The organism is Burkholderia sp. E168m15 (assembly GCF_016586105.1).
Lineage (GTDB): Bacteria > Pseudomonadota > Gammaproteobacteria > Burkholderiales > Burkholderiaceae > Burkholderia > Burkholderia orbicola.
In genome coordinates this window covers 1-25,814 of sequence record NZ_BCPO01000009.1, presented here as the reverse complement: position 1 = coordinate 25,814, position 25,814 = coordinate 1, and the positions used below count along the sequence as shown (strand labels likewise).

The window sequence follows — 25,814 nt, the reverse complement described above, 5'->3', positions numbered from 1 at the left end:
GCAACGTGATGAGCGGGCTGATGCTCGGCATCCTGCTGTCGCGGCCGCTCGCGAGCCTGATCGCGGGCTCGGCCGGCTGGCGGGCGTTCTATCTGCTGGCCGCGCTCGCGGACGCGGCGATCGCCGTCGTGCTCGCGCTGCGCCTGCCGGCGCGTACGCCGTCGATCACCGCCAGCTACCGCGCGTTGCTCGCGTCGATGGGACGCCTGCTCGCCGACGAGCCGGTGCTGCGCCGGCATGTGCTATCGGCCGCGCTCGCGATGGCCGCGTTCAGCGCGTTCTGGACCGCCGTCGGGCTGCGGCTCGCGCAGCCGCCGTTCGCGCTCGACCTGCACGGCATTGCGCTGTTCGCGTTCGCCGGCGCGAGCGGCGCGATCGTCACGCCGCTCGCCGGCCGCGCGGGCGACCGCGGCCACGGCCCGGCCGCGCAACGGCTCGCGCACGGCACGATGCTCGCGGCGCTCGTCGTGCTCGGCGTCGCCGGCGCCGGCTGGTTCGGCTTCGATGCGCACGCGCATCGCGGCGTTGCGCTCGCGCTGCTGGCCGGCGGCGCGGCGCTGCTCGATGCGGGCGTCATCGTCGACCAGACGATCGGCCGCCGCGCGATCAACCTGCTGAACCCGGCCGCGCGCGGACGCCTGAACGGGCTGTTCGTCGGGCTGTTCTTCGTCGGCGGCGCGCTGGGTGCGGCGCTCGCGGGCAGTGCATGGGCCTGGGGCGGCTGGAGCGCGGTGTGTGGTGTCGGGTTCGCGTTCGCCGGTGCGGCGGCCGTGTTCGGGCTGATGGCCGGCCGCGGGGCCGGCGCGGCGGCGTGGGATCGGCCGGGTGCGTGAGCAAACATGAGCGGGCATGAGCGCGCGTGATGCCAGCGGCGGTGAAGCGACGATGAATCGGCGCCAAAAAGCCGAACGCCCCGCCCTCTCGCGAGGGACGGGGCGTCCGGTACCGCGTGCTCGGTCCGGAATCAGTGCCGAACCAGCGCCATCATCGCGCCGAAGCCGACGAACAGCCCGCCCGTCAGCCGGTTGAACACCTTCGCCACGCTCTGGCTCTTCAGCGTGGCGCCGATGCGCGTGCCGAACGACGCGTACACGAGATACCAGCTCACCTCGATCACCGCGAACGTGACGACGAGGATGCCGAACTGCGGCAGCGTCGGCTCGGCCGCGTTGATGAACTGGGGCAGCAGCGCGGCCGCGAACAGGATCGCCTTCGGGTTGCTGCCCGCGACCAGGAAGCCATTGCGGAACAGCACCGCGCGCGAGGCCGATGCCCCTTGCGACACGGCGTCGACGTCGGCCGCCGACACGTCGTCCACGCGGGCGCGCCACGCCTTCACGCCGAGATAGACCAGGTAGGCCGCGCCCGCGAAGCGCAACGTATTGAACATCGCCGGCCATGCCTCGAGCACCGCGCCGAGCCCCGCCGCGGAGACCGCGAGCATCAGCACCAGCGCGCTCAGGCAACCGGCCATCGTCGCGGACGAGCGCCGCAACCCGTGCCGCGCGCCGTGCGTCATCACGAGCAGCATGTTCGGGCCCGGAATCGCCGATACGACGAACACCGTCGCCACGAAAAGCCACCACGTATGCAAGTTCATGACTGCCTCTGCCTCAAATGTAGGGGGAAACGAACCGCCGATTATGCCGTGCGGATCGCGCTTTTGTCGCGCTGCTATGGCGTGTCAGCGGCCGGCGCGGCGCAGCGCGACCTCGCCGAGCACCGCGAAATCCTGGTCGCCGCCGCCGTGCGCGAGTGCGTCGAGCAGGCTGTCGCGCACGACGCTCGCCACCGGCAGCGGCACCGACGTCGCGTCGCCGGCCTCCAGCGCGAGCCGGACGTCCTTCAGCCCGAGCCGCGCCTTGAAGCGCGCGGGCTCGTAGCGCCGCTCGGCGATCATCGCGCCGTAGCCTTCGTAGACGGGCCCCGGAAACACGCTGCTGGTGATCACGTCGAGGAAATCGCGCATCGCGACGCCGTGCGCGCCGAGCAGCGCGGACGCCTCGCCGAGCGTCTCGATCGCCGACGCGAGCGTGAAGTTCGCGGCGATCTTCGCGACATTCGCGTGCTGCGGCAGCGAGCCGAAGCGCCAGGTCTTCTGGCCGATCGCGTCGAACAGCGGCTGCACGCGGTCGATCGCCTCGGCCGGGCCGCCCGCCATGATCGTCAGGCGCGCGGCGGCCGCGACGTCGGGCCGCCCCATCACCGGCGCGGCGACATAGTCGATGCCGCGCGACGCATGCGCGTGCGCGAGCGATTCGGCGAGCGCGACCGACACCGTCGCCATGTTCACGTGGATCAGCCCGCGCGGCGCCTGGGCCAGCAGCGCGTCGTCGAACACCGCGCGCGCGGCCGCATCGTCGCCGAGCATCGAGAACACGGCGTCGCCGCGAAACGCGTCGGCCGGCGTGTCGACGATCTGCGCGCCGAATGCCGCGAGCGGCTCGGCCCGCTCGCGCGACCGGTTCCAGACCCGCACCGTGTGGCCCGCCTTCAGCAGGTTCGTCGCGATCGCCTGCCCCATTTCGCCCAGCCCGATAAACCCGAGATCCATGTCCCGCTCCTTCGCTCCGTGAAGCCGCGAGTTAAACACAGATGCCGGCGCGCTGCAGCGCCTGCCGCCGGCCGGGCGCGGTGCGATACTGCACGGATGGCGACTGCACGGATGGCGACCGCGACCTTCCGCTTTCACGGCGAACTGAACGCCTTTCTCGCGCGTCAGCAGCGCGACCGGGCGTTCGAACACGCGTGTGCCCGCGATGCGACGGTGAAGCATGCGATCGAGGCGCTCGGCGTCCCGCATACCGAAATCGGCCGGCTGTACGTGAACGACGCGCCGGCCGCGCTCGACCGGCCGCTCGACGACCGCGACCGCGTCGAAGTCTTTCCCGAACGCGCACGGCCCGCGGCCGACGGGGCAACCGGACTATCAGCGGCGTCATGGCGTTTCGTCGCCGACGCGCATCTCGGCGGCCTCGCGCAACTGCTGCGCCTCACCGGCTTCGACACCTGCTACGACAACCACTACCGCGACGACGAACTCGCGGCGCTGGCCGAGCGGGAGCAGCGGATCGTGCTGACGCGCGACCGCGAGCTGCTCAAGCGGCGCGCGGTCGTGCGCGGCTGCTACCTGCATGCGCTGCAGCCGGCCGACCAGTTGCGCGAACTGTTCGAGCGGCTCGATCTCGCGCCGCACATGCGGCCGTTCCGGCTGTGCCTGCGCTGCAACGCGCCGCTGCATCCGCTCGACGCGGCGGCCGCCGCGCCGCGCGTGCCGGCCGGCGTCCGGCTGCGCCACCGGCGCTTCGCCGCATGCGACGTGTGCCGGCGCGTGTTCTGGGAAGGTTCGCACTGGCGGCGCATGCGCGCGGTGGTCGACGCGATGCGCACGCCATCGCCCGTCCGGCGCGACGGAGCGGGCGGACCCGACGAATCCGGCCCCTGAAAAAACAAAACCCCGCATGCCGGAGCATGCGGGGTTGGCCGACCGATGACCGGCAACGCCGGCCGTGGCGGTGAGCCGCTTAGTTCTGCGTGCCTGCGTCGTTGGTGCCGGCGGCCGATGCGGCTGCAGCCTTCGCCTGGCCCTTCTTCGAACCGTGGTGCTTCAGCTGGTGCTTCGGCTTGCTGTGATCCTTCTTGGCCGGTGCCGAAGCGGCGGCCGGCGTGTCGGCTGCCGGCGCGGACGCCTGTGCGAATGCCGAAACCGATGCGAGAGCGAATGCTGCGGCGATGATCGAAGCGAGCGTCTTCTTCATTGTTCTTCCTTTAGCGGAGAAAAAATCAAACGTACCGGTAATTAGAGATGCGAGGCATTCGCATCGGAGCCCCAGGCCGCGCGGCCGGCTTTCGCCGTTCCGTCGCGACAAAACCTGACGCACTGGTTCCATAACGCACCGCCTTCGCGGCAAGTTGACACGTTGCTTGCATCCTCGGGTTTCCCCGGGGGCGGGTGCGTCAGCCGGCCCCGCGCGGGCCGGACGCGCCGCCGCCACACGATGCCGCAAACCGGCTCGCGCGGCGCCGGGGCGACGCTTATACTGGCGTCCATCCGTCCCTTTCCCAGGAAACCGGATCGCGGCCGGTCACACGACCGCCGCCGTCTCGAGGCGCTCAAATTGCCCGACCACAATCTGGACAAACTGAAAATCGACCGGCGTCCGATCGCACCGGTGCCGCGCCGGCGCCGGTGGGCCCGCTACGCGGTCGCCGCCGCGCTGATCGTCATCGCGATCGGCGCCGGCCTCGCCCTCACCGGCCGGCCGACCGTCGACACCACGTCCGTCACGTCCGCCTACCCGTACCAGAACGACACGCAGCTCAATGCGACCGGCTACGTCGTGCCGCAGCGCAAGGCCGCGGTCGCGTCGAAGGGCCAGGGGCGCGTCGAATGGCTCGGCGTGCTCGAAGGCACGCGCGTGAAGCAGAACGAGATCATCGCGCGCCTCGAAAGCGACGACGTGCAGGCGTCGCTTGCGCAGGCGCGCGCGCAGGTGCAGGTCTCCCGCGCCAACCTCGGCGTCGCGCAGGCCGAACTGAAGGACGCCGAGATCGCATTGCGCCGCACGTCCGCGCTCGCGCCGAAGGGCGCGGTGCCGGCCGCGCAGCTCGATATCGACACGGCGCGCGTGAACAAGGCGCGCGCGACGTTCAATAGCGACCAGGCCGCGATCGTGTCGGCCGAAGCGAACGCGCAGGCCGCGCAGGTCGCGGTCGACCAGACGGTGATCCGCGCGCCGTTCGACGGCATCGTGCTCGCCAAGCATGCGAACGTCGGCGACAACATCACGCCGTTCTCGTCCGCGTCGGACAGCAAGGGCGCGGTCGTGACGATCGCCGACATGGAGACGCTCGAAGTCGAGGCCGACGTCGCCGAATCGAACATCGCGAAGATCCGCGCCGAGCAGCCGTGCGAGATCCAGCTCGATGCGCTGCCCGACCTGCGCTTCGCGGGCCGCGTGTCGCGCATCGTGCCGACCGTCGACCGCTCGAAGGCCACCGTGCTCGTGAAGGTGCGCTTCGTCGATCGCGACGAGCGCGTGCTGCCCGACATGAGCGCGAAGATCGCATTCCTGTCGAAGCCCGCGACAGCGCAGGACCGGCAGCCGGTGACCGCCGTGCAGGCGAGCGCCGTGGTCGAGCGCGACGGCCGGCCGGTCGTGTTCGTCGTGAAGGACGACGCCGTGCATGCGGTGGCCGTGACGAAGGGCGCGCGGATCGGCGAACTCGTCGCGGTGCGCGGCGTGAAGCCCGGCGACACGGTCGTGCTCGCGCCGGGCGCGAAGCTGAAGGACGGCGCGAACGTGACCGTCGCGAAGAAGTAGCGCGCGTGAACGCCACCCCGCCGCCCCTCGTCGAGCTCAGCCACGTCGCGAAGTCGTACCGGCGCGGCAACCAGATCGTGCCGGTGCTGACCGACATCTCGCTCGACATCGGCGAAGGCGACTTCGTCGCGCTGATGGGGCCGTCGGGCTCCGGCAAGAGCACGCTGCTGAACCTCGTGGCCGGCATCGACCGGCCCGACAGCGGCGAGCTGCGGGTCGGCGGCCTCGACATCTCGCAACTCGCCGAGGCGCAACTGGCCGAATGGCGCGCCGCGAACGTCGGCTTCATCTTCCAGTTCTACAACCTGATGCCCGTGCTCACCGCGTTCGAGAACGTCGAGCTGCCTCTGATGCTTACGCCGCTGTCGCGCCGCGAGCGGCGCGAGCGCGTCGAGCTCGTGCTCGACATGGTGAATCTCGGCGATCGCACGAGCCATTACCCGTCCGAGCTGTCGGGCGGCCAGCAGCAGCGCGTCGCGATCGCGCGTGCGCTGATCACCGATCCGGTGCTGATCGTCGCCGACGAGCCGACGGGCGACCTCGACCGCGCGTCGGCCACCGACGTGCTCGCGATGCTGCAGCGGATGAACGCCGAGCTCGGCAAGACGATCATCATGGTGACGCACGACGCGCACGCGGCCGGCGCCGCGCGCTCGCTCGTCCATCTGGAAAAAGGAGAGCTGATCGATGGGCACGCCGGCTGACCGGCGACGGGAGCGCGCGCGATGTTCGTGCTGAAGCTGATCGCGCGCAACGCGCTGCGGCACCGGCTGCGCACGCTCTTGACCGTGCTCGGGCTCACGATCGCCGTACTCGCGTTCGGGCTGCTGCACACCGTCGTCGACGCGTGGTACGCGGGCGCGGCGGCCGCGTCCAGCGGCCGGCTCGTCACGCGCAACGCGATCTCGCTGGTGTTTCCGCTGCCGGTCAGCTACGAGAACCGCATCCGCGGCGTGGACGGCGTGACGGCCGTGGTGCGCTCGAACTGGTTCGGCGGCATCTATCGCGACCCGAAGAACTTCTTCGCGAGCTTCGCGGTGTCGGACAACTATCTCGACCTGTATCCGGAATTCATCCTGCCGGCGCCGCAGCGCGCCGACTACGCCCGCGACCGCCGCGGCTGCCTCGTCGGCCGCCAGCTCGCGACGCAGTTCGGCTTCAAGGTCGGCGACGTGATTCCGCTGAAGGGCACGATCTATCCGGGCACGTGGGATTTCGTCGTGCGCGGCATTCTCGACGGTCGCGACGATTCGACGATCACGCGCCAACTGGTGTTCCACTGGGATTACCTGAACGAGACGGTGCGCAAGCGCACGCCGAAGCAGGCCGACCAGGTCGGCGTGTTCGTGCTGGGCGTCGCTAACCCCGACGACGGCGCGTCGATCGCGCGCAACGTCGACGCGGTGTTCAAGAACTCGCTCGCCGAGACGCTGACGGAGACCGAGCAGGCGTTCCAGCTCGGCTTCGTCGCGATGTCGAACCAGATCATCGCGGCGATCCGGCTGGTGTCGTACGTGGTGATCCTGATCATCATGGCCGTGATGGCCAACGCGATGGCGATGAGCGCGCGCGAACGCACGGCCGAATACGCGACGCTGAAGGCGCTCGGCTTCGGCCCCGGGTTCCTCGCACTGATCGTGTTCGGCGAATCGGTCGTGATCGCGGTGGCCGGCGGCGGGCTCGGGATTCTCGCGACGCCGCCCGCTGCGAGCCTGTTCAAGCAGGCGGCCGGCGGGATCTTCCCGGTGTTCAAGGTGTCGACCGAGACGGTCATGCTGCAGGCCGCGTGTTCGGTCGCGGTCGGCTTCGCGGCGGCAATCGTGCCGGCGTGGCAAGCGGCGCGCGTGCGCGTCGTCGAAGGCCTGCGGGCGATCGGGTAGAGAGAGGCGCGCATGGCGATCCCGCTCACCTACATCGCGCGCAACCTGTGGACCCGGCGCCTGACCACCGCGCTCACCGCGGGCGGGATGGCGCTCGTGATCTTCGTGTTCGCGACGGTGCAGATGCTCGATGCGGGCCTCACGAAAACGCTCGTGTCGACCGGCGAACCCGACAACGCGGTGGTGATCCGCAAGGGCGCCGAGACCGAGATCCAGAGTTCGATCGACCATCAGCAGGCCAATGCGCTGGAGATGCATCCGGCCGTCGCGCTCGGCCCCGACGGCCGGCCGCTCGTGTCGAAGGAAGCCGTCGTGCTGATCTCGCTCGTGAAGACGTCGACCGGCAAGCCGTCGAACGTCGTGATCCGCGGCGTGTCGCCGGCCGGCCTCGCGCTGCGGCCGCACGTGAAGCTCGTGGCCGGCCGCCCGTTCGCGCCCGGCTCGTCGGAGATCGTCGTCGGCAGCGCGATCGCGAAAGGCTTCAGCGGCACCCAGCTCGGCGACCGCCTGCATTTCGCGCAGCGCGACTGGACCATCGTCGGCATCTTCGATGCGGGCGGCAGCGGCTTCGATTCGGAGATCTGGGGCGACGTCGACCAGTTGATGCAGTCGTTCCGGCGCACCAGCTATTCGTCGATGGTGCTGCGCATCCCGAGCGCCGACGGCTTCGCGCGCTTCAAGGCCGACATCGACGTCGACCCGCGGCTGACCGACGAGGCGAAGCGCGAGCAGACCTTCTACGGCGACCAGTCGAAGGCGCTGTCGACCTTCATCAACATCCTCGGCATCACGCTGTCGACGATCTTCTCGATCGCCGCGATGATCGGCGCGATGATCACGATGTATGCGTCGGTCGCGAACCGCGTGGCCGAGATCGGCACGCTGCGCGCGCTCGGCTTCAAGCGCACCAACGTGCTCGCCGCGTTCCTGCTGGAGGCGCTGCTGCTCGGCTTCGTCGGCGGGGTCGCGGGGCTCGCGTGCGCGTCGCTGATGCAGTTCGCGTCGTTCTCGACGACCAACTTCCAGACTTTCTCGGACCTGTCGTTCCGCTTCGTGCTGACGCCCGCGATCGTCGTGAAGACGCTGCTGTTCTCGCTCGTGATGGGGCTCGTCGGCGGGTTCCTGCCGGCGATGCGCGCCGCGCGATTGAAGATCGTCGACGCGCTGCGCGCGCAGTGACGCGCGCCGCCGCTCACGCTCGACGTTCGCGCGGCACCCACGCGCCGTGGAACCCGGCCGGCACGCGGCGCGGCAGATGCACGGTCGCGACCGGTCCCGCGTCGATCGCGCGCGCATCGAGGATCACGACGTCGCTCGTATCCGTCGCCGCGCGGTAGACCATCACCAGCAGCCAGCCATCGTCCTCGTCGGCGCCACCCGGGCGTGGCACGAACACCGGCTCGCCGTTCTGGTCGCCGGCCGGCACCGCGTAGTGCATCGTCGTGCCGCGCACGTGATCGAAACGCATCACGCCGCGCATTTCCGCGTTGTTCGGCTGCTCGACCGCATACAGATAACGGTAGCGGCGCCCGGTGCGGCTTTCGTTGATGCGCGGCAGCTCGATGCCGCCGTCGGCGAGCGGCCCTTCGTCGATCAGCCCGTTCGCCGTATCGATCACGTAGCGCCACAGCTCGCCGACCGGGTTGTCGGCGAAGCGGCCCGTGCGCGCGTCGAGCCGCAGGAACGACGGATAGCGCACCGCGTCGAGCACGAGGCACGACGCGTCGCAGTCGTACGCGTTCACGACGTGCTGGATGAAGCACGGCTCGACGCCGAACCAGCGCACGTCGCCGCCGTGGCGCGGCAGCACGCCGATGCGCGCGGGCCGATCATCGTGCCAGCGCAGCGGCATCCGGTGGCCCTGCTTCAGCAGCGAGAAGTCGTAGCCGACGTTCAGGTCGAGCAGCAGGCTGCGGGTTTCGGTGATCGCGAGGTCGTGCATCATCGACGGCGCGCCCAGTTCGATCTCGAGATCGACGCGCGGCACGCCCTGCGCATCCACGACGCCGTAGCGCAGCCACGGTGCGCGCCAGTCCGCGCGGAACATAATCAGCTCGCCGGTTACCGGGTCGACCTTCGGATGCGCGGTCATCGCGCCGTCGAAGCCCGCGTGCCGCGCGGGCACGCCGAACGAATCGAGCGCGGCGGTGATCGCGAGCGGCGCGCCGCCCTCGGCCAGCGCGAGCAATTCGCCCGCATGCTGCAGCACGTTCACGTTCGGATTGGTGTCGGGCAGATGCGGCACTTGCCCGGGCGCGTGGACGGCCGCCCAGCGCCGGGTGCGCGCCCAGCGGTTCCGGTAGCCGGCCGCGCGGCCGTCGTCGAACGCGATCGCGTGCAGCATCGCGGCCTCCGGCCACCACGACAGCATGTCGTTGCCTTCGAAGCGGCCTCCCGGCGGGTTCGGGCCGTTGCGCAGCAACGTGCCGTCGAGTTCGCGCGGAATGGCGCCCGTCACGCGCAGCTCGACGATGTCCACTTCGTCGGCGACCGGCGCGAGCGCGCCGCGGTTGAGGTCGAATACGGTCATCGCGTCGGCGCTCCGTCAGCAGTCTTCGGCGACCGGCGGCAGATCGCCGCGCGCCAGGGCAAGCGCATGGTCGCGCACGTCGTCGGGCCAGCCGGCGATCAGCTCGGCCAGCCGCGGCGGATCGTTCGCATACAGCGCCCGCGCGGCTTCCTCGAAACCAGGCAGGTCGCCCGCCATCGCCGACATGAAGTGGTACGCGCGCGCCTGCGCGTCGCGCTGCCGGTCGGCCGCCGCGTGCGTGCGCCGCGCGTCCTCGACGAGCTTGCGCAGCGCCACCGACGCGCCGCCCGGCTGCGCGCCGAGCCATTCCCAATGACGCGGCAGCAGCGTGACCTCGCGCGACACGACGCCGAGCTTCGGCCTGCCGCGGCCGCGTTGTTCGCCCGCGCCCGCGCCGGCCGGCTCGCCGACGCCGCCCGACGCATCGTCCGATGGCGCCGCATAGCGCGCGCGGATGTCGTCCGCCGTGCCGCGCAGGTCGAGGTCGATCGAGCGGCCCGTCGCGTCGTCGAAGATCAGGATCGAACCGGGCATCGCGGCGCCGGCCGCCTGCCGGACCGCGAGCGCGACCGTCGCGAGCGGGCCCGATGCGAGCCGCCGGTGGCCGTCGAAGGCCGTGTACGAAGGAAGGAGTGTGGAAGAGGTCATCGTGGTCGCCCGCAGGCTGGAATCGGAATGACGCTATTTTTATCCGGGTATTAATTGGATGTCAATATTATCCGGGTAAAAACTGTCGCCAGCATGTTCCGTCCTGTGGAGCGACCGGCTTGCCGATCACACCGCCCGCGCCGACGCCAGGATGCCGCGCGCGCTGGCCAGCGCGTCGTCGAGCGACACATGCCCTTCGAACGCGGAAGACGCCGGCGGCGGCAGGTTCTCCTCGATCGCGTGCGCGAACCGCACGCCGGCATCGTCGGCAAGCCGCGCGCGCAGCGCGGCGACGCACGGGAACGCATCGCGCTCGAACACCGCGTGATAGTCGGCCCAGCGCGCGATTCCCGTGAAGTACGCGTCGGCCAGCGTGCGCCGTGCGCCCAGCAGCCACGGGCCTTCGCCGCGCTCGAGCAGCGCTTCGAGCTGTCGGTGCGCCTTCAGCACCTTGCCGCGGCCGTACGCCTGCAACGCCGCTTTCTCCGCGCCTTCGGTGTCGTGTTCGTACACGTACCACAGCGCGCCGAACGCGTTGAAGAACGTCGTGTTCAGCCACGCCAGCATCCGGTTCAGCCGGTCGAAATCCGCGCTGCCCTGCCGAAACGCGAGGCCGCTGTCGAGCGCCTGCGCGCCGATATGGCCGAGGATCGCGATGCTTTCGGTCAGCACGTCGCCGTTCGCGGTGACGAACGCCGGCGTCTCAGCGACCGGGTTCAGCGCGAGGAACGCGTCGCTCGTCACGGCGCCCGGCATCGTGATGCGCGACAGCCGGTACGGGCGGCCGGTCCATTCGAGCGCGACGATCGAGCCGAACGAGCAGCCGGCGGGAATACCGTAGAGAAGGATCGGGGACATCGGGGAATTCCACAGAAGTTGAACGAGCAGTCATGCTCCCATGGCGAACGATGGCGCAGTAGCCGCTAAAATCGAAACCCGTCGTTTCTCCATGTGGACGCTGGAAATGAATCTGAACGATCTCTACCTGTTCGTGCAGGCGGTGGAGGCCGGCAGCATGTCGGCGGCCGCGCGCCGGCTCGATCTGCCGAAATCGACGGTCAGCAAGCGCGTGGCCGAGCTGGAACGCACGCTCGGCGCGCGGCTCGTGCATCGCACGTCGCGCAGCTTCCGGCTCACGCCGGTCGGCGCCGAATTCTTCGAGCATGCGCGCGCCGCCGTGATCGAGGCCGACAGCGCGCGCGACGCGGTGCTGCGGCAGGCCGCCGAGCCGGCCGGCGTCGTGCGGATCACGAGCTCGGTACCGGTCGCGCAGCACATCCTCGCGCCGTGCCTGCCGGCGCTGGCGATCGCGCATCCGAAGCTGCTGCTGCAGATTCATGCGAGCGACCACCTCGTCGACATCGCGCAGGAAGGCTTCGACATCGCGGTACGCAGCCATTTCGCGCCGCTGCCCGATTCCGCGATCGTGCAACGGCCGCTCGCGGCGTCGCCGATCGTCGTCGTGGCCGCGCCGGCCTATCTCGCGCGGGCCGGCACGCCCGACACGCCGGCCGATCTCGCACAGCACGACGGGCTCCACCCGGGCCCGCAGCCGTGGCGGCTGCAGCGCGGCGGCGATGCCGTCGACGTGACGCCTCGCCTGCGGCTGCAGGCCGACGAATCGACGCTGCTGCTACAGGCCGCGACGGCCGGCCTCGGCCTCGCGTGCCTGCCCGACTGGATCGCCGGCGCCGCGCTCGCGTCCGGCGCGCTCGTGCGCGTGCTGCCCGGCTGGTGCGCCGGCACCGTCACGACGACGCTGCTGATGCCGCATCGACGCGGCCAGCTGCCCGGCGTGCGCGCCGCCGTCGAGTTTCTCGCGCAGCACGTGGCGCGCCATCACGGCAGCGGCAGCACGATCGAGCCGCACGCGTGACCGTATCTCGCCCGATCGATTCAAATGCTGAATCGATCAAGTCAGCAATTGGCATGAAAGCGCAAATTTCGACATGACAGAATGGCCCGGACGCCCCGCCTGCCTCGGCGTCCGGTGCCCGGCCTCCCGCCGGCGGCATCAACACACACAACGCGCGCACCGACGCGCCTGCCGCACGACGGCGCCTTCCGCCCCTCGGAGGAGACAAGTCATGAATCCGCTTCACGCGCTGCCGGCGTCCGCGTCGGCAACGGCCCGGCGCACCCGCGTGCGCTGGCTGGTGCTGGCCGTCCTGTTCGCGGTCACGACGATCAACTACGCGGATCGCGCGGCGATCGCGATCGCCGGCCCGAGCCTCGCCCGCGCGCTGCACCTGAGCCACGTGCAGATGGGCTTCATCTTCTCCGCGTTCGGCTGGTCGTACGTGATCGCGCAATTGCCGGGCGGCTGGCTGCTCGACCGCTTCGGGTCGCGCATCGTCTACGCATTCAGCATCTTCTTCTGGTCGTTGTTCACGCTGCTGCAAGGCGGGATCGGCTTCTTCGGCGGCGCCGCCGCGTTCGCGCTGCTGTTCGGGCTGCGCTTCCTGGTCGGCGCGGCCGAGGCGCCGTCGTTCCCGGCCAACAGCCGGATCGTGTCCGCATGGTTCCCGGCGCCCGAGCGCGGCACCGCATCGGCGATCTTCAACGCCGCACAGTACGCGGCGACCGTCGTGTTCGCGCCGCTGATGGGCTGGCTCGTGCACGCGTTCGGCTGGCAGTCGGTGTTCGCGGTGATGGGCGTGCTCGGCTTCGCGTTCGTGCTGGTGTGGAACCGCACGATGTACGACCCCAAGGACCACCCGACCATCAACCGCGCGGAACTCGACTACCTCGCCGAAGGCGGTGCGCTCGTCAACATCGACCAGTCGACCGGTGGACGCGACGGCGGCCCGTCGCTGCGTCACGTGAAGGCGCTGCTGAGAAACCGGATGCTGGTCGGCGTGTACGTCGCGCAGTACTGCATCAACGCGCTCACCTACTTCTTCATCACGTGGTTCCCCGTCTATCTGGTGCAGGCGCGCGGGATGTCGATCCTCAACGCGGGACTCGTCGCGTCGATCCCGGCCGTGTGCGGCTTCCTCGGCGGGATTCTCGGCGGCGTCGTGTCCGATGCGCTGCTCAGGCAGGGCCGGTCGCTGTCGGTCGCGCGCAAGGTGCCGATCGTGATCGGCATGCTGCTGTCGATGTCGATGATCGTCTGCAACTACACCGATTCGCACGTGATCGTCGTGGTGTTCATGGCGCTGTCGTTCTTCGGCAAGGGGCTCGGCGCGCTCGGCTGGGCCGTCAACGCCGACACCGCGCCGCGCCAGATCGCCGGCCTGAGCGGCGCGCTGCTCAACACGTGCGGCAATCTTTCCAGCATCACGACGCCGATCGCGATCGGCTATATCGTCGACCGCAGCGGCTCGTTCAACGGCGCGCTCGTCTATGTCGTCGCGCACGCGCTCGTCGCCGTGATCTGCTACCTGTTCGTCGTCGGCGAAATTCGCCGCGTCGAGCTTCAATGAACGGCGCGGGCCGCGCCGGCGCGCCCGGCGGCCCGCACGCCACCGGAACCAGGAGCGAACCGATGTCCGAATCCAGCCGTGCCGGCACCCCGCGCGTCACGCGCATGCAGGTGATTCCCGTCGCCGGCCGCGACAGCATGCTGCTCAACCTGTGCGGCGCACATGCGCCGTACTTCACGCGCAACCTCGTGATCCTCGACGACAGCAGCGGGCACACGGGCGTCGGCGAAGTGCCGGGCGGCGAAGGCATCCGCCACGCGCTCGAGCGCATGACGGATCTCGTCGTCGGCCAGTCGATCGGGCGCTACCAGGCGACGCTCAACGCGGTGCGCGCGGCGCTGTCCGGCGCGGGCGCCAGCGCCGGCCGCACGATCCGCCACGAAGTGACGTCGGCCGGCGAGGCGGCGGTACTGCGTCAGCCGCACGAGATCAACCTGCGGCTCGACAACGTGATCACCGCGATCGAAGCCGCGTTGCTCGACCTGCTCGGCCAGCACCTCGACGTGCCGGTCGCGGCACTGCTCGGCGAAGGCCAGCAGCGCGATGCGGTGCCGATGCTCGCGTATTTGTTCTACATCGGCGACCGGCGCCGCACCGATCTGCCGTATCGCGACGAGGCGCAGGCGCGCGCCCCGTGGTTCCGGCTGCGCAACGAGGCGGCGCTCACGCCGGCCGCGATCGCGCGGCAGGCCGAAGCCGCGGTCGAGCGCTACGGTTTCGCCGATTTCAAGCTGAAGGGCGGCGTGATGGCCGGCGCCGACGAGATGGAAGCGATCGCGGCGATCAAGACGCGCTTTCCCGACGCGCGCGCGACGCTCGACCCGAACGGCGCGTGGTCGCTCGACGAGGCCGTCGCGCTGTGCCGCGGGCAAGGCCACCTGCTCGCGTATGCGGAAGATCCGTGCGGGCCGGAAGCCGGCTATTCGGGCCGCGAGGTGATGGCCGAATTCCGCCGCGCGACGGGGATTCCGACCGCGACCAACATGATCGCGACCGACTGGCGGCAGATGGATCATGCGGTGCGGCTGCAGGCGGTCGACATCCCGCTCGCCGATCCGCATTTCTGGACGATGCAGGGCTCGGTGCGGCTCGCGCAGCTGTGCCGCGACTGGGGGCTCACGTGGGGCTCGCACTCGAACAACCACTTCGACGTGTCGCTCGCGATGTTCACGCATGCGGCGGCGGCCGCGCCCGGCACGATCACCGCGATCGACACGCACTGGATCTGGCAGGAAGGCGACGCGCGGCTCACGCGCGAACCGCTCGAGATCGTCGGCGGCAAGGTGGCCGTGCCGGAACGGCCGGGACTCGGCATCGAGCTGGACATGGCGCAGGTCGAGGCCGCGCATGCGCTGTACAACGCGGTGGGTGGTACGGCGCGCGACGATGCGGTCGCGATGCGTTATCTGGTGCCGGGGTGGACGTATGATCCGAAGCGGCCGAGTTTGGGGCGGGTTTAGGGTGGAGTCGCGGGACGGTGGCGGTTGCCAAACGCGGGAAACGGTCGCATCCTGCCCGCTGCCTTGATCGGCCCGCGTGGCGGACGGTCGGGTGCCCCAGTCCATCCGCAACAGAACGCCCTCCATGACGTCATCCGATCCGACACCGCGGCAGATCATCGTCTTCGTGCTGTATTCGGTACTGTGCCTGCCCGCGAGCATGACCGTTGCCGGGTATGTCGCGACGCGGATCACGCAGAACGTATCGAATTTCGAAGGCGGCGCGGGTTATGCCGCGCTGTGGTGGATCATCATTCTGACTTGCGCGTTCTATGGGCTGTCGATCGCCATCTGCGCGCTGCTGCGGAAGAGGACCGCGGTGCTCGCGGTCATGACGGCGGGTTCGCCGTGTTGGCGGTGCCGACGTTCAGGGTGATTTACGAGTTGGCGACCTAGCGCGTCGGCCAAGGTCCCGCGGAAAAACAAAAAGGCCCGATCTAGCGATCGAGCCTTTCGAATTCCGTTGGTGGAGCGGAGGAGGATCGAACTCCCGACCTTCGCATTGCGAACGCGACGCTCTCCCAGCTGAGCTACCGCCCCATCAGTCAACTATCATACACACGCATTTCTGCGCTTGGCAATAGGGGGTTGAATCGCCCCTGAAACCTTACTTTGACGGCGCGCCGGCCAGCACCCATTCGACCACCGAGCGGACGTCGGCGTCGCTCATGCGCGGATGCGCCGGCATCGGAATCGCGCCCCACACACCCGAGCCGCCGTCCTTCACCTTCTTCGACAGCTTCGCGACGGCCTGCGGATCGGACTTGTAGCGCGCGGCGATATCCTTGAACGACGGGCCCACGAGCTTGCGATCGACCGCGTGGCAGCCCATGCACGCGTTGCTGCGCGCGACTTTCAGGCCGTCGCCGACGTCCGCGTGCGCGGCGCCCAGCGTGCCGGCCACGAGCGCCGCAGCCGCGGCGCCCTGCACCATCCATCGTTTCATCTGCATGCCCGTCATTGCGCCTTCGCCTTCGGATTGCCCGGATGCACGTTCGACGAATTCGAGATCGGCGCGGGCGGCTGCAGCGGCGCGGACTGCACCGATGCGTCGGGCACCGCGCCGACCGTCGCGCTGTCCGCCGGTGCGGCAGCCGGCTGCGCGCCGGATGCGCCGCTCGCGGGCGACGCGTCCTGCAGCGCCTGCGCGTCCTGCGGCTTCACGTACTGGAACACCTTCACGACCTTCTCGACGCCCGGCACCTGGCTCGCGGCTTCCGCGCCGCGATTGCCTTCGTCCACCGTCACGAGGCCCATCAGGTAGAGATTGCCGCGCTCGCTGACGACCTTGTAGTAGTTCGCCGAGATGCCCTTCGTCGCGATCAGCTCGGACTTCACGCGCCCTTCGAGGTACGAGTCGTTCGCGCGCGACGACAGCGACGACGCCGGCTCGACCGACAGCTCGTTGACGATGCCGTTCACGTTGTTGATGCCGCGCACGAGTTCCTCGGCGCGCTGCTTCGACGCGTCGTTCGGCACTTCGCCCGTCAGCAGCACGCGGCGGTTGAACACCGTCACGTTCACGTGCGACTGGTCCGGCAGCCCGTTGTTGATCTGCGTGAGCGACTTGACCTGGATCTCGCGATCCTCCGTCTGCGCGCCGAGCGTCCGGCGATCGGTCGCGATCAGCGCGCCGCCGCCGGCCGCCGCACCCACGACCCCGAGCACACAACCCTGCAGCGACACGGCGAGGCCCGCCGTCAGCGCGGCGAGCAGCGTGGTTCTGACGAGCGTCTGTTTGACGCGGCTTTGATTCATCGACGGCTCTCCTTCGTTCAATCCTCACCCAGCAGCATCGCGTCGATGCCGTCGCACAGGCTGTGGATGGTCAGCAGATGGACTTCGTGGATGCGCGCCGCGCGAACGGCGGGCACGCTGATTGGGATATCGGTGTCGGACAGCGCGGCCGCGACCGTGTGGTCGTTGCCGCCCGTCAATGCGACGACGGTCATCTCGCGCTCGTGCGCCTCGTCGATCGCCGCGAGCACGCGCGGCGATGCGCCGCCCGCGTCGAGCACCAGCAGGATGTCGCCCGTCTGGCCCAGCACGCGCACCTGCTGCGCGAACAACTGGTCGGCCGCCGCCGCGCCCGCGAGGCCGGCCTGCGACGCGTCGGTGGCCAGCGCGATCGCGGGCAGGCCCGGACGTTCGCGCTCGAAACCGCCGACGAGCGACGCGGCGAGGTACTGCGCAGCGGCGGCCGACGGGCCGTCACCGCACGCGACGATCTTGTTGCCGTTCGCCAGCGCGGCGAACATCGCATCGACCGCGGCTGCGATCGGCAGCGACAGCGCGTCGGCCGCTTCGGCGTGAAGCGCGGCGCTGTCGCGGAATTGTTGCTGAATACGTTCGACTGACATCGATTCCTGGTGAACTGGGCGCGTGGCACAACGTGGCGCCACTCGCGCGACATCGTGGGTGCGGCGAGTTTACCGTACTCCGGCGCCCTCTCCGGGGGTCCGGCAAGAACTCTTTACATCTCGTCACAGCTCGCGGCTACGCATCGTCGGTACGAAATGCGTCGCGCAGCCATGCAAGCCGGCCGGCCTCGAACGCGACGACATCGAAACGGCACGCGACGCCGGCGCCATGCCGCGACCAGAACTGCAACGCGGCCGCGACCAGACGCCGCCGCTTGCGCCAGCCGACGCTCGCGGCCGCACCGCCGTGCCGGGTACTGCGCCGCGCGCGCACTTCGACGAACACGAGCATGCCGTCAGGCTCGCGCATCACGAGATCGAGCTCGCCGCCGCGCATCGTCACGTTCGCGGCGACGAACCCGAGGCCATGTCGCTCGAGAAACTGCCGCGCGCGTTGCTCGAACGCCGCGCCGACCGGTTTGGATCGCGCCGCGCCGGAAAAGTTGTCGCCCGAAGGCGGCCGACCGCGCGCCGCCTCCGGCCGCGCCGGCGCCGCGTGGCACAATGCCGTCCTTGTTCCGTTCGTGCCGCGACTGCGTGCATTGCCTGCCATGACTGCCCTCCTCGAACTCGCGCATACGCAGCACTACCCGGACGCCACGCTCTACGTGGTCGCCACGCCGATCGGCAATACGGCCGACATCACGCTGCGCGCGCTGCACGTGCTCGGCCTCGCCGACCGCATCGCCGCCGAAGACACCCGCAACACGGGCCAGCTGCTCGCCCGCTACGGGATCTCGAAACCGCTCGTCGCCGTGCACGAGCACAACGAACGCGAAGCCGCGCAGCGCGTGATCGAACTGCTGCGCGGCGGCGAACGCGTGGCCTACGTGTCGGACGCCGGCACGCCCGGCATCTCGGACCCCGGCGCGCGCCTCGTCGACGCCGTGCGCGCGGCCGGCTTCACGGTGGTTCCGCTGCCTGGCGCGAGCGCGGCCGTGACCGCGCTGAGCGTGGCCGGCGACTGGGCCGGCGCGTTCACGTTCGCGGGCTTCCTGCCGCCGAAGGCGAAACAGCGCGCGACCGCGCTGCAAGCGCTGGTGTCGCACCCGTACGCGCTGGTGTTCTACGAAGCGCCGCACCGGATCGCCGAAACCGTCGCCGCGCTCGCCGAAGCGTTCGGCCCCGCGCGCCGGCTGCTGATCGCGCGCGAGCTCACCAAGCTACACGAGCAGTTGTTCCAGGGCACCCTGGCCGAAGGACAGAGCTGGCTCGCCGGCGATGCGAACCGGCAGCGCGGCGAGTTCGTGCTGGTGGTCGAAGGCGCGCCGACGGCCAGCGGCGAAGCCGACGACACCGCGCACGACGCGCTGCTCAGGCTGCTGCTGGAAGAGGTGCCGGTGAAGAGCGCGGCGAAGCTCGCGGCCGCGCTGACGGGCGCATCGCGCAACACGCTGTATGCGCGTGCGCTCGTGCTGAAGGAAGGCAAGGAGGACTGACGCGCGACGCCGCCGCGCGGAAACGACAAAGGGCTGCCGGAAGGCAGCCCTTTGCGCATGAACGGACGATCCGCCGGGTTACTTCGCCGAGATCGACGCGAACATTTCGTCGCGGGCCTCGCGCGCTTCCTGCGGCGACAGCCCTTCGATCTTCACGCGGCCCGTGCCGGCGTGCACGAGACCGATCACCTTGGCCGCCGCATAGGACAGGTCGAGCACGCGGCCGCGCTTGAACGGCCCGCGGTCGTTGACCTTCACGACGACCCACTTGCCGGTCGAGGCGTTCGTCACCTTGATGTACGACGACAGCGGCAGCGTGCGGTGCGCGGCGGTGAACGCGTTCATATTGAAGCGTTCGCCGTTCGCGGTGCGGCGGCCGTGGAAATCCCGCCCGTACCACGATGCGCGGCCGCTCTGGCGGAACTCGGACACATCCTTGCCGTCGATCGGCTCGGCGTCCGCCAGCGACGACTTCTTCGCGTCCTTGCTGTCGGCGGCCGGCATCGATGCCAGCGCGGAATCGAAACTGAGCGGCTGCTTGTCGTCGTCCGCCTTCGCGGCGGCGGCCGTCTTGTCGACGGCCTTCTTCTGGTTCACGCTGCCGGTGGTCTGGCTGGATGGCACCGCACAGCCCGTCAGCGCAAAAAACAATGCAATGGTTCCGAATCGGCTCGGAAAACGTAAATTCATCGACGTGTCGCCTTCTGGTTCGGGCCGCATCGATACAACGCTGCTTCACAACGCAGAGATGCGGCCCGGACGGCAAATGCGTGCACGCCCCGCTCGAATGCGAGCAGGCGGCTAGCATGGGCGCGGCCTTCGTCCTGGCCGCAACCGTCCTGATTAGCTTTCACGTCTGGCGCAACCTGTCCCCAACAGCCTGACCAGACCCCACATGCCGCCATCGAACATGGCTTCACGTTCGCGCGCGTCGCTACGACCAACGCACAGGAACGGCGGCACAGGCCTCATCCGGCGGCGCGGCAGCAGGGCCGCAGGCGGGCGCGCAGCACCCGGCCGGACAAGACGTGAGCACCGAATGTTCGGTGCTGGATACACCGCCGGACTCCCCGGCGGCTGATGCTTGACGGTGAATCGAACGCCTCGTTTAACGGGGCCGAAACACCAGCGAATTGCGTGAAATTCACGTGCAATGGAGCGCATTATACATAAATCAAAACCTTGTCTCGAAAAGCACCCCGGGCGCACCATTGATTCTCTCTATGACTGTAACAATCGGCATGCTCCGGGAATGCCCTGATCGGCACGCCGCCGCATGCATCGCACGCCCGGCAGCCCGTACGCGCGACCGGTACAATCGCTCCTTTTAGCCGCCGGTGCACCCATGAAAGTCACGCTCATTCCGGTCACGCCGTTCCAGCAGAACTGCTCGCTGCTCGTCTGCGAGAAGACGGGCCGCGCCGCCGTCGTCGATCCGGGCGGCGATCTCGACCGCATCGAACAGGAAGTCGCGCGGCAGAACGTGCAGGTCGAAAAGGTGCTGCTCACGCACGGGCACATCGACCACTGCGCGGGCGCGAAGACGCTCGCGACGCACTACGGCGTGCCGATCGAGGGGCCGCAGGAAGAAGAGCGCTTCTGGATCGAGAAGCTGCCGATGCAGAGCGAGCGCTTCGGCTTTCCGGCCGCCGACGTCTTCGAGCCCGACCAGTGGCTGAACGACGGCGACACCGTGCAGTTCGGCGACGAGACGCTCGAGGTCTATCACTGTCCGGGCCACACGCCCGGCCACGTCGTGTTCTTCAGCCGCGCGCATCGCGTCGCGATCGTCGGCGACGTGCTGTTCGCAGGCTCGATCGGCCGGACCGATTTCCCGCGCGGCAATCACGAGGATCTCGTCCGTTCGATCAAGGAAAAACTGTGGCCGCTCGGCGACGACGTCACGTTCGTGCCCGGCCATGGCCCGGTGTCGACGTTCGGCGACGAGCGCCGCACGAATCCGTTCGTGTCCGACAAGGTATTCGGATGAACCAGACCGCCATCCCGGAAATTTACGTCAGCACCGACGTCGAGGCCGACGGCCCGATTCCCGGCCCGCACTCGATGCTGAGCTTCGCGTCGGCCGCCTATACCGAGGACAAGCAGCTGATCGCGACGTTCTCGGCGAACCTCGAGACGCTGCCCGGCGCGCACGCGCACCCGGTGCAGGAAGCCTGGTGGAAGACCGAGCCGGAAGCCTGGGCCGCCTGCCGGCGCGATCTGCAGGCGCCCGAGGCGGCGCTGGTCGCCTACGTCGAATGGGTCGAGGCGCTGCCCGGCAAGCCGGTATTCGTCGCGATGCCGGCCGGCTTCGATTTCACGTTCATGTTCTGGTACATGATGCGCTTCGCGGGGCGCTGCCCGTTCTCGTGGTCCGCGCTCGACATCAAGACGCTCGCGTTCGCGATGACCGGCCTGCCGTACCGCAAGGCGATCAAGCCGCGCTTTCCGAAGCACTGGTTCGACGACCATCCGCACACGCACGTCGCGCTCGACGACGCGATCGAGCAAGGCGCGCTGTTCTGCAACATGCTCGCCGATCTGCGCCGGCAGCAAGCCGCGCTCGCGGGCCTGGCCGTGTCGGATACCGATCGGTCGGAAAGCGGGGGGGCGGGACAAAATCCCACGGATCCGCGAGCAAATTAGCGAATCTCGCTCAACGGCGCGTCGCCAGATTGCCTTTCCTTTCCCGGCCCTCTAACATTCAGCGTGTTGTAGCTGCCGCATGGAGGCGCAGGTGACGCTCGATTCCTTTTCGCAAAAAATCCTTCGCCTGTTGCAGCTCGACGCGCGCCGTTCCGTTCAGGAAATCTCCGACCAGGTCGGGCTGTCGAGCACGCCGTGCTGGCGCCGCATCAAGGACATGGAACAGTCGGGCGTGATCCAGCGCTACACGGCGCTGCTCGATCGCGAGAAGCTCGGCCTGCACGTCTGCGCGCTCGCGCACGTGCACCTGACGCGCCACAACGAAGGCGGCGTCGAGCAGTTCGAGCGCGAGATCGCCACCTGTCCGGAAGTCACCGAGTGCTACAGCACCACCGGCGAAGCCGATTACATCCTCAAGATCGTCGCGCCGGACATCAAGGCCTACGACGTGTTCCTGCACGAACGCATCTTCAAGATCCCGGCCGTGTCGCAGGTGCGCACGAGCGTCGTGCTGCGCGAAATCAAGTTCGACACGCAATTGCCGCTGTAAGCCGCGGCCCGGCCCCTGCGGCGGGCCGCGTTCGCGGTTGCCGGCGGCGGTTGCCGGCTGGCGCTGCCGGTCACGTCCGCGCGGACAACGTGCGCGTGAAGCTGATCCGGCGCGCGCCGAACTCGCGCTTCAGCGTATCGATGTCGAGCCGGCCGGTCAGCGCCGCATCGGTGTCGCGCGGATCGCTGTCGAGCGTCACGTCGACCTCGAGCCCCGTACTCAGGTAATGCAGGTTGATCGCCGCCGCGCGCAGCCCGCGCTGCGCGAGCGCGGCCTCGAGCCGCGCCGCGAGCTCGCCGCGCGGCGGCAACGCGAGCGCCGGACGGCGCGCCGCATCGTTCTCCGGGTCGACGTGGATCAACGCATCGAGCACGCGCGGGTCGGACAACACACGCGCCCGCGCGGTCTCGGCGATGTAATGCCCTTCGGAGACGGAGATCTTCGGATCGACGAGGATGTGCGCATCGACGAGCGCGGCATCGCCCATCTTGCGCGTGCGCAGGTCGTGCACGTCGCGCACGCCGGGCGTCGCGGCGAGCAGCGCGCGGATCTCGGCCGTGTCGGCCGTATCGAGCGCGCGGTCGGAGAGGTCCTGCAACGCGTCATAGCCGAACGTCCACCCCATGCGCGCGACCATGAAGCCGACGATGGCCGCCGCGATCGGGTCGAGCAATCGCACGCCGGCCAGGCTGCCGACGATGCCGATCGCGACGACGAGCGACGACGCGGCATCCGAACGCGCATGCCACGCGTTGGCGACCAGCATCGCCGAACGCACGCGCCGTGCTTCGCGCAGCATGTAGCGAAACAGCGCTTCCTTCGACACGAGCACCGTCAGCGCAACGATCAGCGCGGAAAAATGCACGGCCGGAATGTTTTCGAGATTAACGAGACGATCGCCGGCACGCCAGAGCATGCCGATACCAACCGCAATCAGGATCGCGCCGAGAAACAGCGACGCGACCGTCTCGTAGCGGCTATGGCCGTAATTGTGGTCGGCATCCGGCGATGCGCCGCTATGCCGATTCGCAACCAGCACGACAAAATCCGAGATCAAATCGGAAATCGAATGCACGCCGTCGGCAATCAATGCCTGCGAATGCGCAATCACGCCGACGGCAATCTGAAATGTCGCAAGCACGACATTCAGGACAATACTGACGAGCGTGCTCTTGCGCGCAACTGCGTGCTTATCTGCGCCCTGCGCGTCGCCGGAAAACGTGGACATGAAATATGAAATATCGGTGTGCGGTACGCAATTCTATCAAAGCCGCCGCGCAAGCCCTTCCAATACCCAAAAATTTCTCATTTAAATCAATCGCTTATACGAACGTGTCGCATTTTCATTCACACGGCATGCTTACATTTTCATGACGATGCCGACGAGCCTGCCGGTGACCGGAAAACAAAAAAGCCGCGCTCCTCGACGGACACGCGGCTCTTTTGAAGAGCGGGCAACCTAAACGAACGTTTAAATCGCGAACTGCTCGCGGTTCTTGCCTGCGATCCAGCGCGGCGGCTTGCCACGACCCGACCACGTCGCGCCCGTTTCCGGATCGCGGTACTTTGCCGCCACGCCTGCGCGCGGACGACCGACCTTGCCGGCCTTCGCGCGGCTGAGACCGAGTTCGGCGAGCGAAAAGCCGTAGTCGGCAATTTTCTGCTTCACGTCATTCAGCACTTCAGCGTATTCACGCGACTTCGCTTCTTCGATTTGCTTCTCCAGCTTCTCCCGCTGGGCCAGCAGGTCCTTGTAAGAAGACATAGTTTCCCTTTCTATCTGACCAATGGCGCCGGTCTGCAGCCAGCTCACCATTCCATGAAATATATGTGCCTCGGATTTTCGAAGGCAGAGATTAGCACAAAAAAGATTTGATAGAAGCGAGATTCACGAAAATCCCGAGACCGATTGTAATTCGCACATGTCATTTTGACCGGACGCGGCCTTTTCTCAAATTTTCACGCTCCTACATAGAGATTAGGACATTAGCGATTGGCTATTAGGTCTATCAACATACGCAATTACCCTGCATTCGAAAAAATCAAAGCTTTCATCGGACGACAGTTTTGCGAAAACCACATGACGCGGTTTGCTAAACGGACAAATCGCTGACCCGCGACGTCACGTCACATCCTTTGCGCTGGCGATCAGCCGCTCGCGCAATGCACCGGTATCGGCCGATGGCGACTCGAACGGCGTGCGCACCCGGCGACCGTCGCATCGCCAGTCGGCGCCATGGCGATCGACGCCGAGCAGGTCGAGCCCGTCGCGGTGTGCATCGCCCGCCTCGTAGGCGTGCCACAGCGCCTGTTCGTCGTCGAACGCGAGCGGCGGCAGCGTATCGAGCTGCGTGCCGTCGACCCAGCCCATTCGCCCGAACCCGCCGATATAGCGCAGCCGCTCGATCTCGAGCGCCCAGAACGCGAAATCGCCGAGCGCGAGATAGCGCGCGGCGTCCGGCTCGTAGCGCAGGTAGCGCGCGGTGACGTGCGGATCGTCGCCGAGCGGCACGAACCGGCCCAGCAGCGTCGCGCGCTCGGCGTTCAGGACATCGCCGTCGCTTGCGTCGACGACGAGGAAACCCGCGCGCGGATCGGCAACGAGATTGCGCGTGTGCTCGGCCAGGCCGCTCACCAGGATCACCGGCCGATGGCTTGCATCGGGTGCAAACGGCACGACGGTCGGATACGGAAAGCCCTGCGGCTCGCGCGTATGGGTGGCGAGCGTGCCGAGCGCGCAGCGATGCAGCAGATGCAGGGCGAAGGCGGGATCGATGTTCAAGCGGACTCCTGCGGTCGAAAGGCGGCGCGTCGGGCATGCCGCATGCGCGTTGATGTTACCCGCTGGCGCCGCGCGCCGCGCATCGGCCGAACGGCCAGCGCGCGGCAGGAACGTAAGCGGTTCGATAGAATCGGACCCATCCGACGGGCGCCGCGTGCGCCCGTGCATTTTCCTGACGAGCCTTCCCGTGTCCCAATCCTCTTCCCCCGAATCGTCGTCCCCGTTCGCCGCGCCGCCCGACGCGCATCGCGTCCTGCCGCTGCCGGCCCGCCAGCGCGCGCGCACCGCGTCGATGGCGCTGTTCTTCGTCGCCGGCATGATGTACGCGTCGTGGGGCGTGCACGTGCCGACCGTGCGCGACAAGTTCGCGCTGAGCCCCGGGCTGCTGTCGATCGCGCTGTTCGCGGTCGCCGGCGGGTCGATCGTCGCGATGCTGAGCATCGCGCGCTGGATCGCGCGCGTCGGCTCGCGCACCGCGTGCCTCGCCGGCGGCCTCGTGATGTCCGCGTGCGCGGCGCTGATCCTCGTCGTCCCCGACTACTGGATGCTGCTCGCGGTGCTCGCGCTGTTCGGCTTCTCGATGGCGACGCTCGACGTCGCGATGAATGCCGAGGCCAGCGCGGTCGAAATCGCGCTCGGCAAACCGATCATGTCGTCGCTGCACGGGA

The 25,814-nt window shown here is 68.6% G+C and carries 27 protein-coding genes, 1 tRNA gene and 2 pseudogenes; 15 read left to right on the top strand and 15 right to left on the bottom strand.

All coding sequences use genetic code 11. The features are described from left to right. Positions 1 to 833: pseudogene (locus JMF86_RS01150) on the top strand (MFS transporter); the annotation flags it as partial. A gap of 131 nt (positions 834 to 964) precedes the next feature. On the opposite strand, the gene JMF86_RS01145 reads toward JMF86_RS01150, so the two are convergent. After that, complete coding sequence (locus JMF86_RS01145) at positions 965 to 1,600, bottom strand: LysE family translocator (RefSeq protein ID WP_175809462.1); 636 nt, start codon at positions 1,598 to 1,600, stop codon at positions 965 to 967. A gap of 84 nt (positions 1,601 to 1,684) precedes the next feature. Next, complete coding sequence (locus JMF86_RS01140) at positions 1,685 to 2,776, bottom strand: NAD(P)-dependent oxidoreductase (RefSeq protein ID WP_268905808.1); 1,092 nt, start codon at positions 2,774 to 2,776, stop codon at positions 1,685 to 1,687. Between JMF86_RS01140 and JMF86_RS01135 the strand changes: the two genes are divergently transcribed. After that, complete coding sequence (locus JMF86_RS01135; RefSeq protein WP_175809464.1) at positions 2,666 to 3,445, top strand: Mut7-C RNAse domain-containing protein; 780 nt, start codon at positions 2,666 to 2,668, stop codon at positions 3,443 to 3,445. The two genes, JMF86_RS01140 and JMF86_RS01135, sit on opposite strands and share 111 nt — an antisense overlap. Positions 3,446 to 3,524: 79 nt before the next feature. On the opposite strand, the gene JMF86_RS01130 is transcribed toward JMF86_RS01135, so the two are convergent. Then, complete coding sequence (locus tag JMF86_RS01130; RefSeq protein WP_023477920.1) at positions 3,525 to 3,758, bottom strand: hypothetical protein; 234 nt, start codon at positions 3,756 to 3,758, stop codon at positions 3,525 to 3,527. Between the two features lie 360 nt (positions 3,759 to 4,118). Between JMF86_RS01130 and JMF86_RS01125 the strand changes: the two genes are divergently transcribed. The 4 genes from JMF86_RS01125 to JMF86_RS01110 are packed head-to-tail and all read left to right on the top strand — an operon-like array spanning position 4,119 to position 8,383. Then, positions 4,119 to 5,324 carry an efflux RND transporter periplasmic adaptor subunit gene (locus JMF86_RS01125; protein WP_175809467.1) on the top strand — a complete coding sequence of 402 codons (1,206 nt, stop codon included), beginning with the start codon at positions 4,119 to 4,121 and terminating at the stop codon, positions 5,322 to 5,324. A gap of 5 nt (positions 5,325 to 5,329) precedes the next feature. After that, on the top strand, positions 5,330 to 6,028 hold the full coding sequence (locus tag JMF86_RS01120; protein WP_175809469.1) for an ABC transporter ATP-binding protein: 699 nt from the start codon (positions 5,330 to 5,332) through the stop codon (positions 6,026 to 6,028). A 21-nt stretch (positions 6,029 to 6,049) separates the two neighbouring features. Then, a complete protein-coding gene (locus tag JMF86_RS01115; protein WP_053525291.1) occupies positions 6,050 to 7,204 on the top strand; it encodes an ABC transporter permease in 1,155 nt (384 codons plus the stop codon). 12 nt (positions 7,205 to 7,216) lie between these two features. Then, complete coding sequence (locus tag JMF86_RS01110) at positions 7,217 to 8,383, top strand: ABC transporter permease (protein ID WP_012327733.1); 1,167 nt, start codon at positions 7,217 to 7,219, stop codon at positions 8,381 to 8,383. 13 nt (positions 8,384 to 8,396) lie between these two features. On the opposite strand, the gene JMF86_RS01105 is transcribed toward JMF86_RS01110, so the two are convergent. The 3 genes from JMF86_RS01105 to JMF86_RS01095 form a co-directional block, all read right to left on the bottom strand. Beyond that, positions 8,397 to 9,734: a carotenoid oxygenase family protein gene (locus tag JMF86_RS01105; protein WP_175809474.1), complete on the bottom strand. Its 1,338-nt coding sequence runs from the start codon at positions 9,732 to 9,734 to the stop codon at positions 8,397 to 8,399. Positions 9,735 to 9,749: 15 nt separating this feature from the next. Beyond that, positions 9,750 to 10,382 carry a DUF2239 family protein gene (locus tag JMF86_RS01100; protein WP_175809477.1) on the bottom strand — a complete coding sequence of 211 codons (633 nt, stop codon included), beginning with the start codon at positions 10,380 to 10,382 and terminating at the stop codon, positions 9,750 to 9,752. A gap of 126 nt (positions 10,383 to 10,508) precedes the next feature. Beyond that, positions 10,509 to 11,240, bottom strand: a complete 732-nt coding sequence (locus JMF86_RS01095; RefSeq protein ID WP_175809479.1) for a glutathione S-transferase family protein — start codon at positions 11,238 to 11,240, stop codon at positions 10,509 to 10,511. A 40-nt stretch (positions 11,241 to 11,280) separates the two neighbouring features. Between JMF86_RS01095 and JMF86_RS01090 the strand changes: the two genes are divergently transcribed. The 4 genes and pseudogenes from JMF86_RS01090 (at position 11,281) to JMF86_RS01075 (ending at position 15,685) form a co-directional block, all read left to right on the top strand. Further along, a complete protein-coding gene (locus tag JMF86_RS01090; RefSeq protein WP_054928255.1) occupies positions 11,281 to 12,258 on the top strand; it encodes a LysR family transcriptional regulator in 978 nt (325 codons plus the stop codon). 163 nt (positions 12,259 to 12,421) lie between these two features. Then, positions 12,422 to 13,810 (top strand): annotated as a pseudogene (locus JMF86_RS01085) (MFS transporter); the annotation flags it as partial. A gap of 62 nt (positions 13,811 to 13,872) precedes the next feature. Beyond that, the gene (locus JMF86_RS01080) at positions 13,873 to 15,270 is read left to right on the top strand and encodes an enolase C-terminal domain-like protein (protein ID WP_175804381.1); all 1,398 of its coding nucleotides are present in this window, start codon (positions 13,873 to 13,875) and stop codon (positions 15,268 to 15,270) included. A 91-nt stretch (positions 15,271 to 15,361) separates the two neighbouring features. Beyond that, complete coding sequence (locus JMF86_RS01075) at positions 15,362 to 15,685, top strand: hypothetical protein (protein WP_236592994.1); 324 nt, start codon at positions 15,362 to 15,364, stop codon at positions 15,683 to 15,685. Positions 15,686 to 15,773: 88 nt separating this feature from the next. Here the strand turns inward: JMF86_RS01075 and JMF86_RS01070 are convergent. From JMF86_RS01070 to JMF86_RS01050, 5 genes are all read right to left on the bottom strand, one after another. After that, positions 15,774 to 15,849: transfer RNA gene (locus tag JMF86_RS01070), tRNA-Ala, on the bottom strand. 67 nt (positions 15,850 to 15,916) lie between these two features. Next, on the bottom strand, positions 15,917 to 16,270 hold the full coding sequence (locus tag JMF86_RS01065) for a c-type cytochrome (protein WP_006477385.1): 354 nt from the start codon (positions 16,268 to 16,270) through the stop codon (positions 15,917 to 15,919). After that, the gene (locus tag JMF86_RS01060) at positions 16,267 to 17,067 is read right to left on the bottom strand and encodes a BON domain-containing protein (RefSeq protein WP_012327725.1); all 801 of its coding nucleotides are present in this window, start codon (positions 17,065 to 17,067) and stop codon (positions 16,267 to 16,269) included. The genes JMF86_RS01065 and JMF86_RS01060 overlap by 4 nt, the downstream gene beginning before the upstream one ends. A 17-nt stretch (positions 17,068 to 17,084) precedes the next feature. Further along, positions 17,085 to 17,669 carry an SIS domain-containing protein gene (locus tag JMF86_RS01055; protein ID WP_175780737.1) on the bottom strand — a complete coding sequence of 195 codons (585 nt, stop codon included), beginning with the start codon at positions 17,667 to 17,669 and terminating at the stop codon, positions 17,085 to 17,087. 136 nt (positions 17,670 to 17,805) lie between these two features. Further along, positions 17,806 to 18,234: a YraN family protein gene (locus tag JMF86_RS01050; protein ID WP_175809485.1), complete on the bottom strand. Its 429-nt coding sequence runs from the start codon at positions 18,232 to 18,234 to the stop codon at positions 17,806 to 17,808. 46 nt (positions 18,235 to 18,280) lie between these two features. On the opposite strand from JMF86_RS01050, the gene rsmI reads away from it, so the two are divergent. After that, positions 18,281 to 19,168, top strand: coding sequence for a 16S rRNA (cytidine(1402)-2'-O)-methyltransferase (gene rsmI, locus JMF86_RS01045; protein ID WP_175809483.1), 888 nt, complete (start codon positions 18,281 to 18,283; stop codon positions 19,166 to 19,168). 78 nt (positions 19,169 to 19,246) lie between these two features. On the opposite strand, the gene JMF86_RS01040 is transcribed toward rsmI, so the two are convergent. Then, positions 19,247 to 19,858: a septal ring lytic transglycosylase RlpA family protein gene (locus JMF86_RS01040; protein WP_012327720.1), complete on the bottom strand. Its 612-nt coding sequence runs from the start codon at positions 19,856 to 19,858 to the stop codon at positions 19,247 to 19,249. Between the two features lie 655 nt (positions 19,859 to 20,513). Here JMF86_RS01040 and JMF86_RS01035 point away from each other — a divergent pair. The 3 genes from JMF86_RS01035 to JMF86_RS01025 all read left to right on the top strand — a co-directional run bounded on the left by JMF86_RS01035 (position 20,514) and on the right by JMF86_RS01025 (position 22,364). Beyond that, on the top strand, positions 20,514 to 21,158 hold the full coding sequence (locus JMF86_RS01035) for an MBL fold metallo-hydrolase (RefSeq protein WP_077179978.1): 645 nt from the start codon (positions 20,514 to 20,516) through the stop codon (positions 21,156 to 21,158). Next, entirely contained in the window at positions 21,155 to 21,814 is a 660-nt protein-coding gene (locus JMF86_RS01030; RefSeq protein ID WP_175809419.1) for an exonuclease, read from the top strand. Before JMF86_RS01035 ends, JMF86_RS01030 begins: the two co-directional genes overlap by 4 nt. Before the next feature lie 79 nt (positions 21,815 to 21,893). Then, positions 21,894 to 22,364: an Lrp/AsnC family transcriptional regulator gene (locus tag JMF86_RS01025; protein ID WP_006477376.1), complete on the top strand. Its 471-nt coding sequence runs from the start codon at positions 21,894 to 21,896 to the stop codon at positions 22,362 to 22,364. Between the two features lie 70 nt (positions 22,365 to 22,434). Here JMF86_RS01025 and JMF86_RS01020 read toward each other — a convergent pair whose 3' ends face one another. The 3 genes from JMF86_RS01020 to JMF86_RS01010 form a co-directional block, all read right to left on the bottom strand. Continuing rightward, entirely contained in the window at positions 22,435 to 23,592 is a 1,158-nt protein-coding gene (locus tag JMF86_RS01020; protein WP_175809421.1) for a cation diffusion facilitator family transporter, read from the bottom strand. 243 nt (positions 23,593 to 23,835) lie between these two features. Continuing rightward, entirely contained in the window at positions 23,836 to 24,129 is a 294-nt protein-coding gene (locus tag JMF86_RS01015) for an H-NS family nucleoid-associated regulatory protein (RefSeq protein ID WP_006491875.1), read from the bottom strand. Positions 24,130 to 24,486: 357 nt separating this feature from the next. Continuing rightward, the gene (locus JMF86_RS01010; protein ID WP_054928250.1) at positions 24,487 to 25,146 is read right to left on the bottom strand and encodes a HugZ family protein; all 660 of its coding nucleotides are present in this window, start codon (positions 25,144 to 25,146) and stop codon (positions 24,487 to 24,489) included. Positions 25,147 to 25,333: 187 nt separating this feature from the next. Here JMF86_RS01010 and JMF86_RS01005 point away from each other — a divergent pair. Next, positions 25,334 to 25,814 (top strand): MFS transporter (locus JMF86_RS01005; protein ID WP_201316681.1); only part of this gene is annotated, 481 nt, incomplete at its 3' end.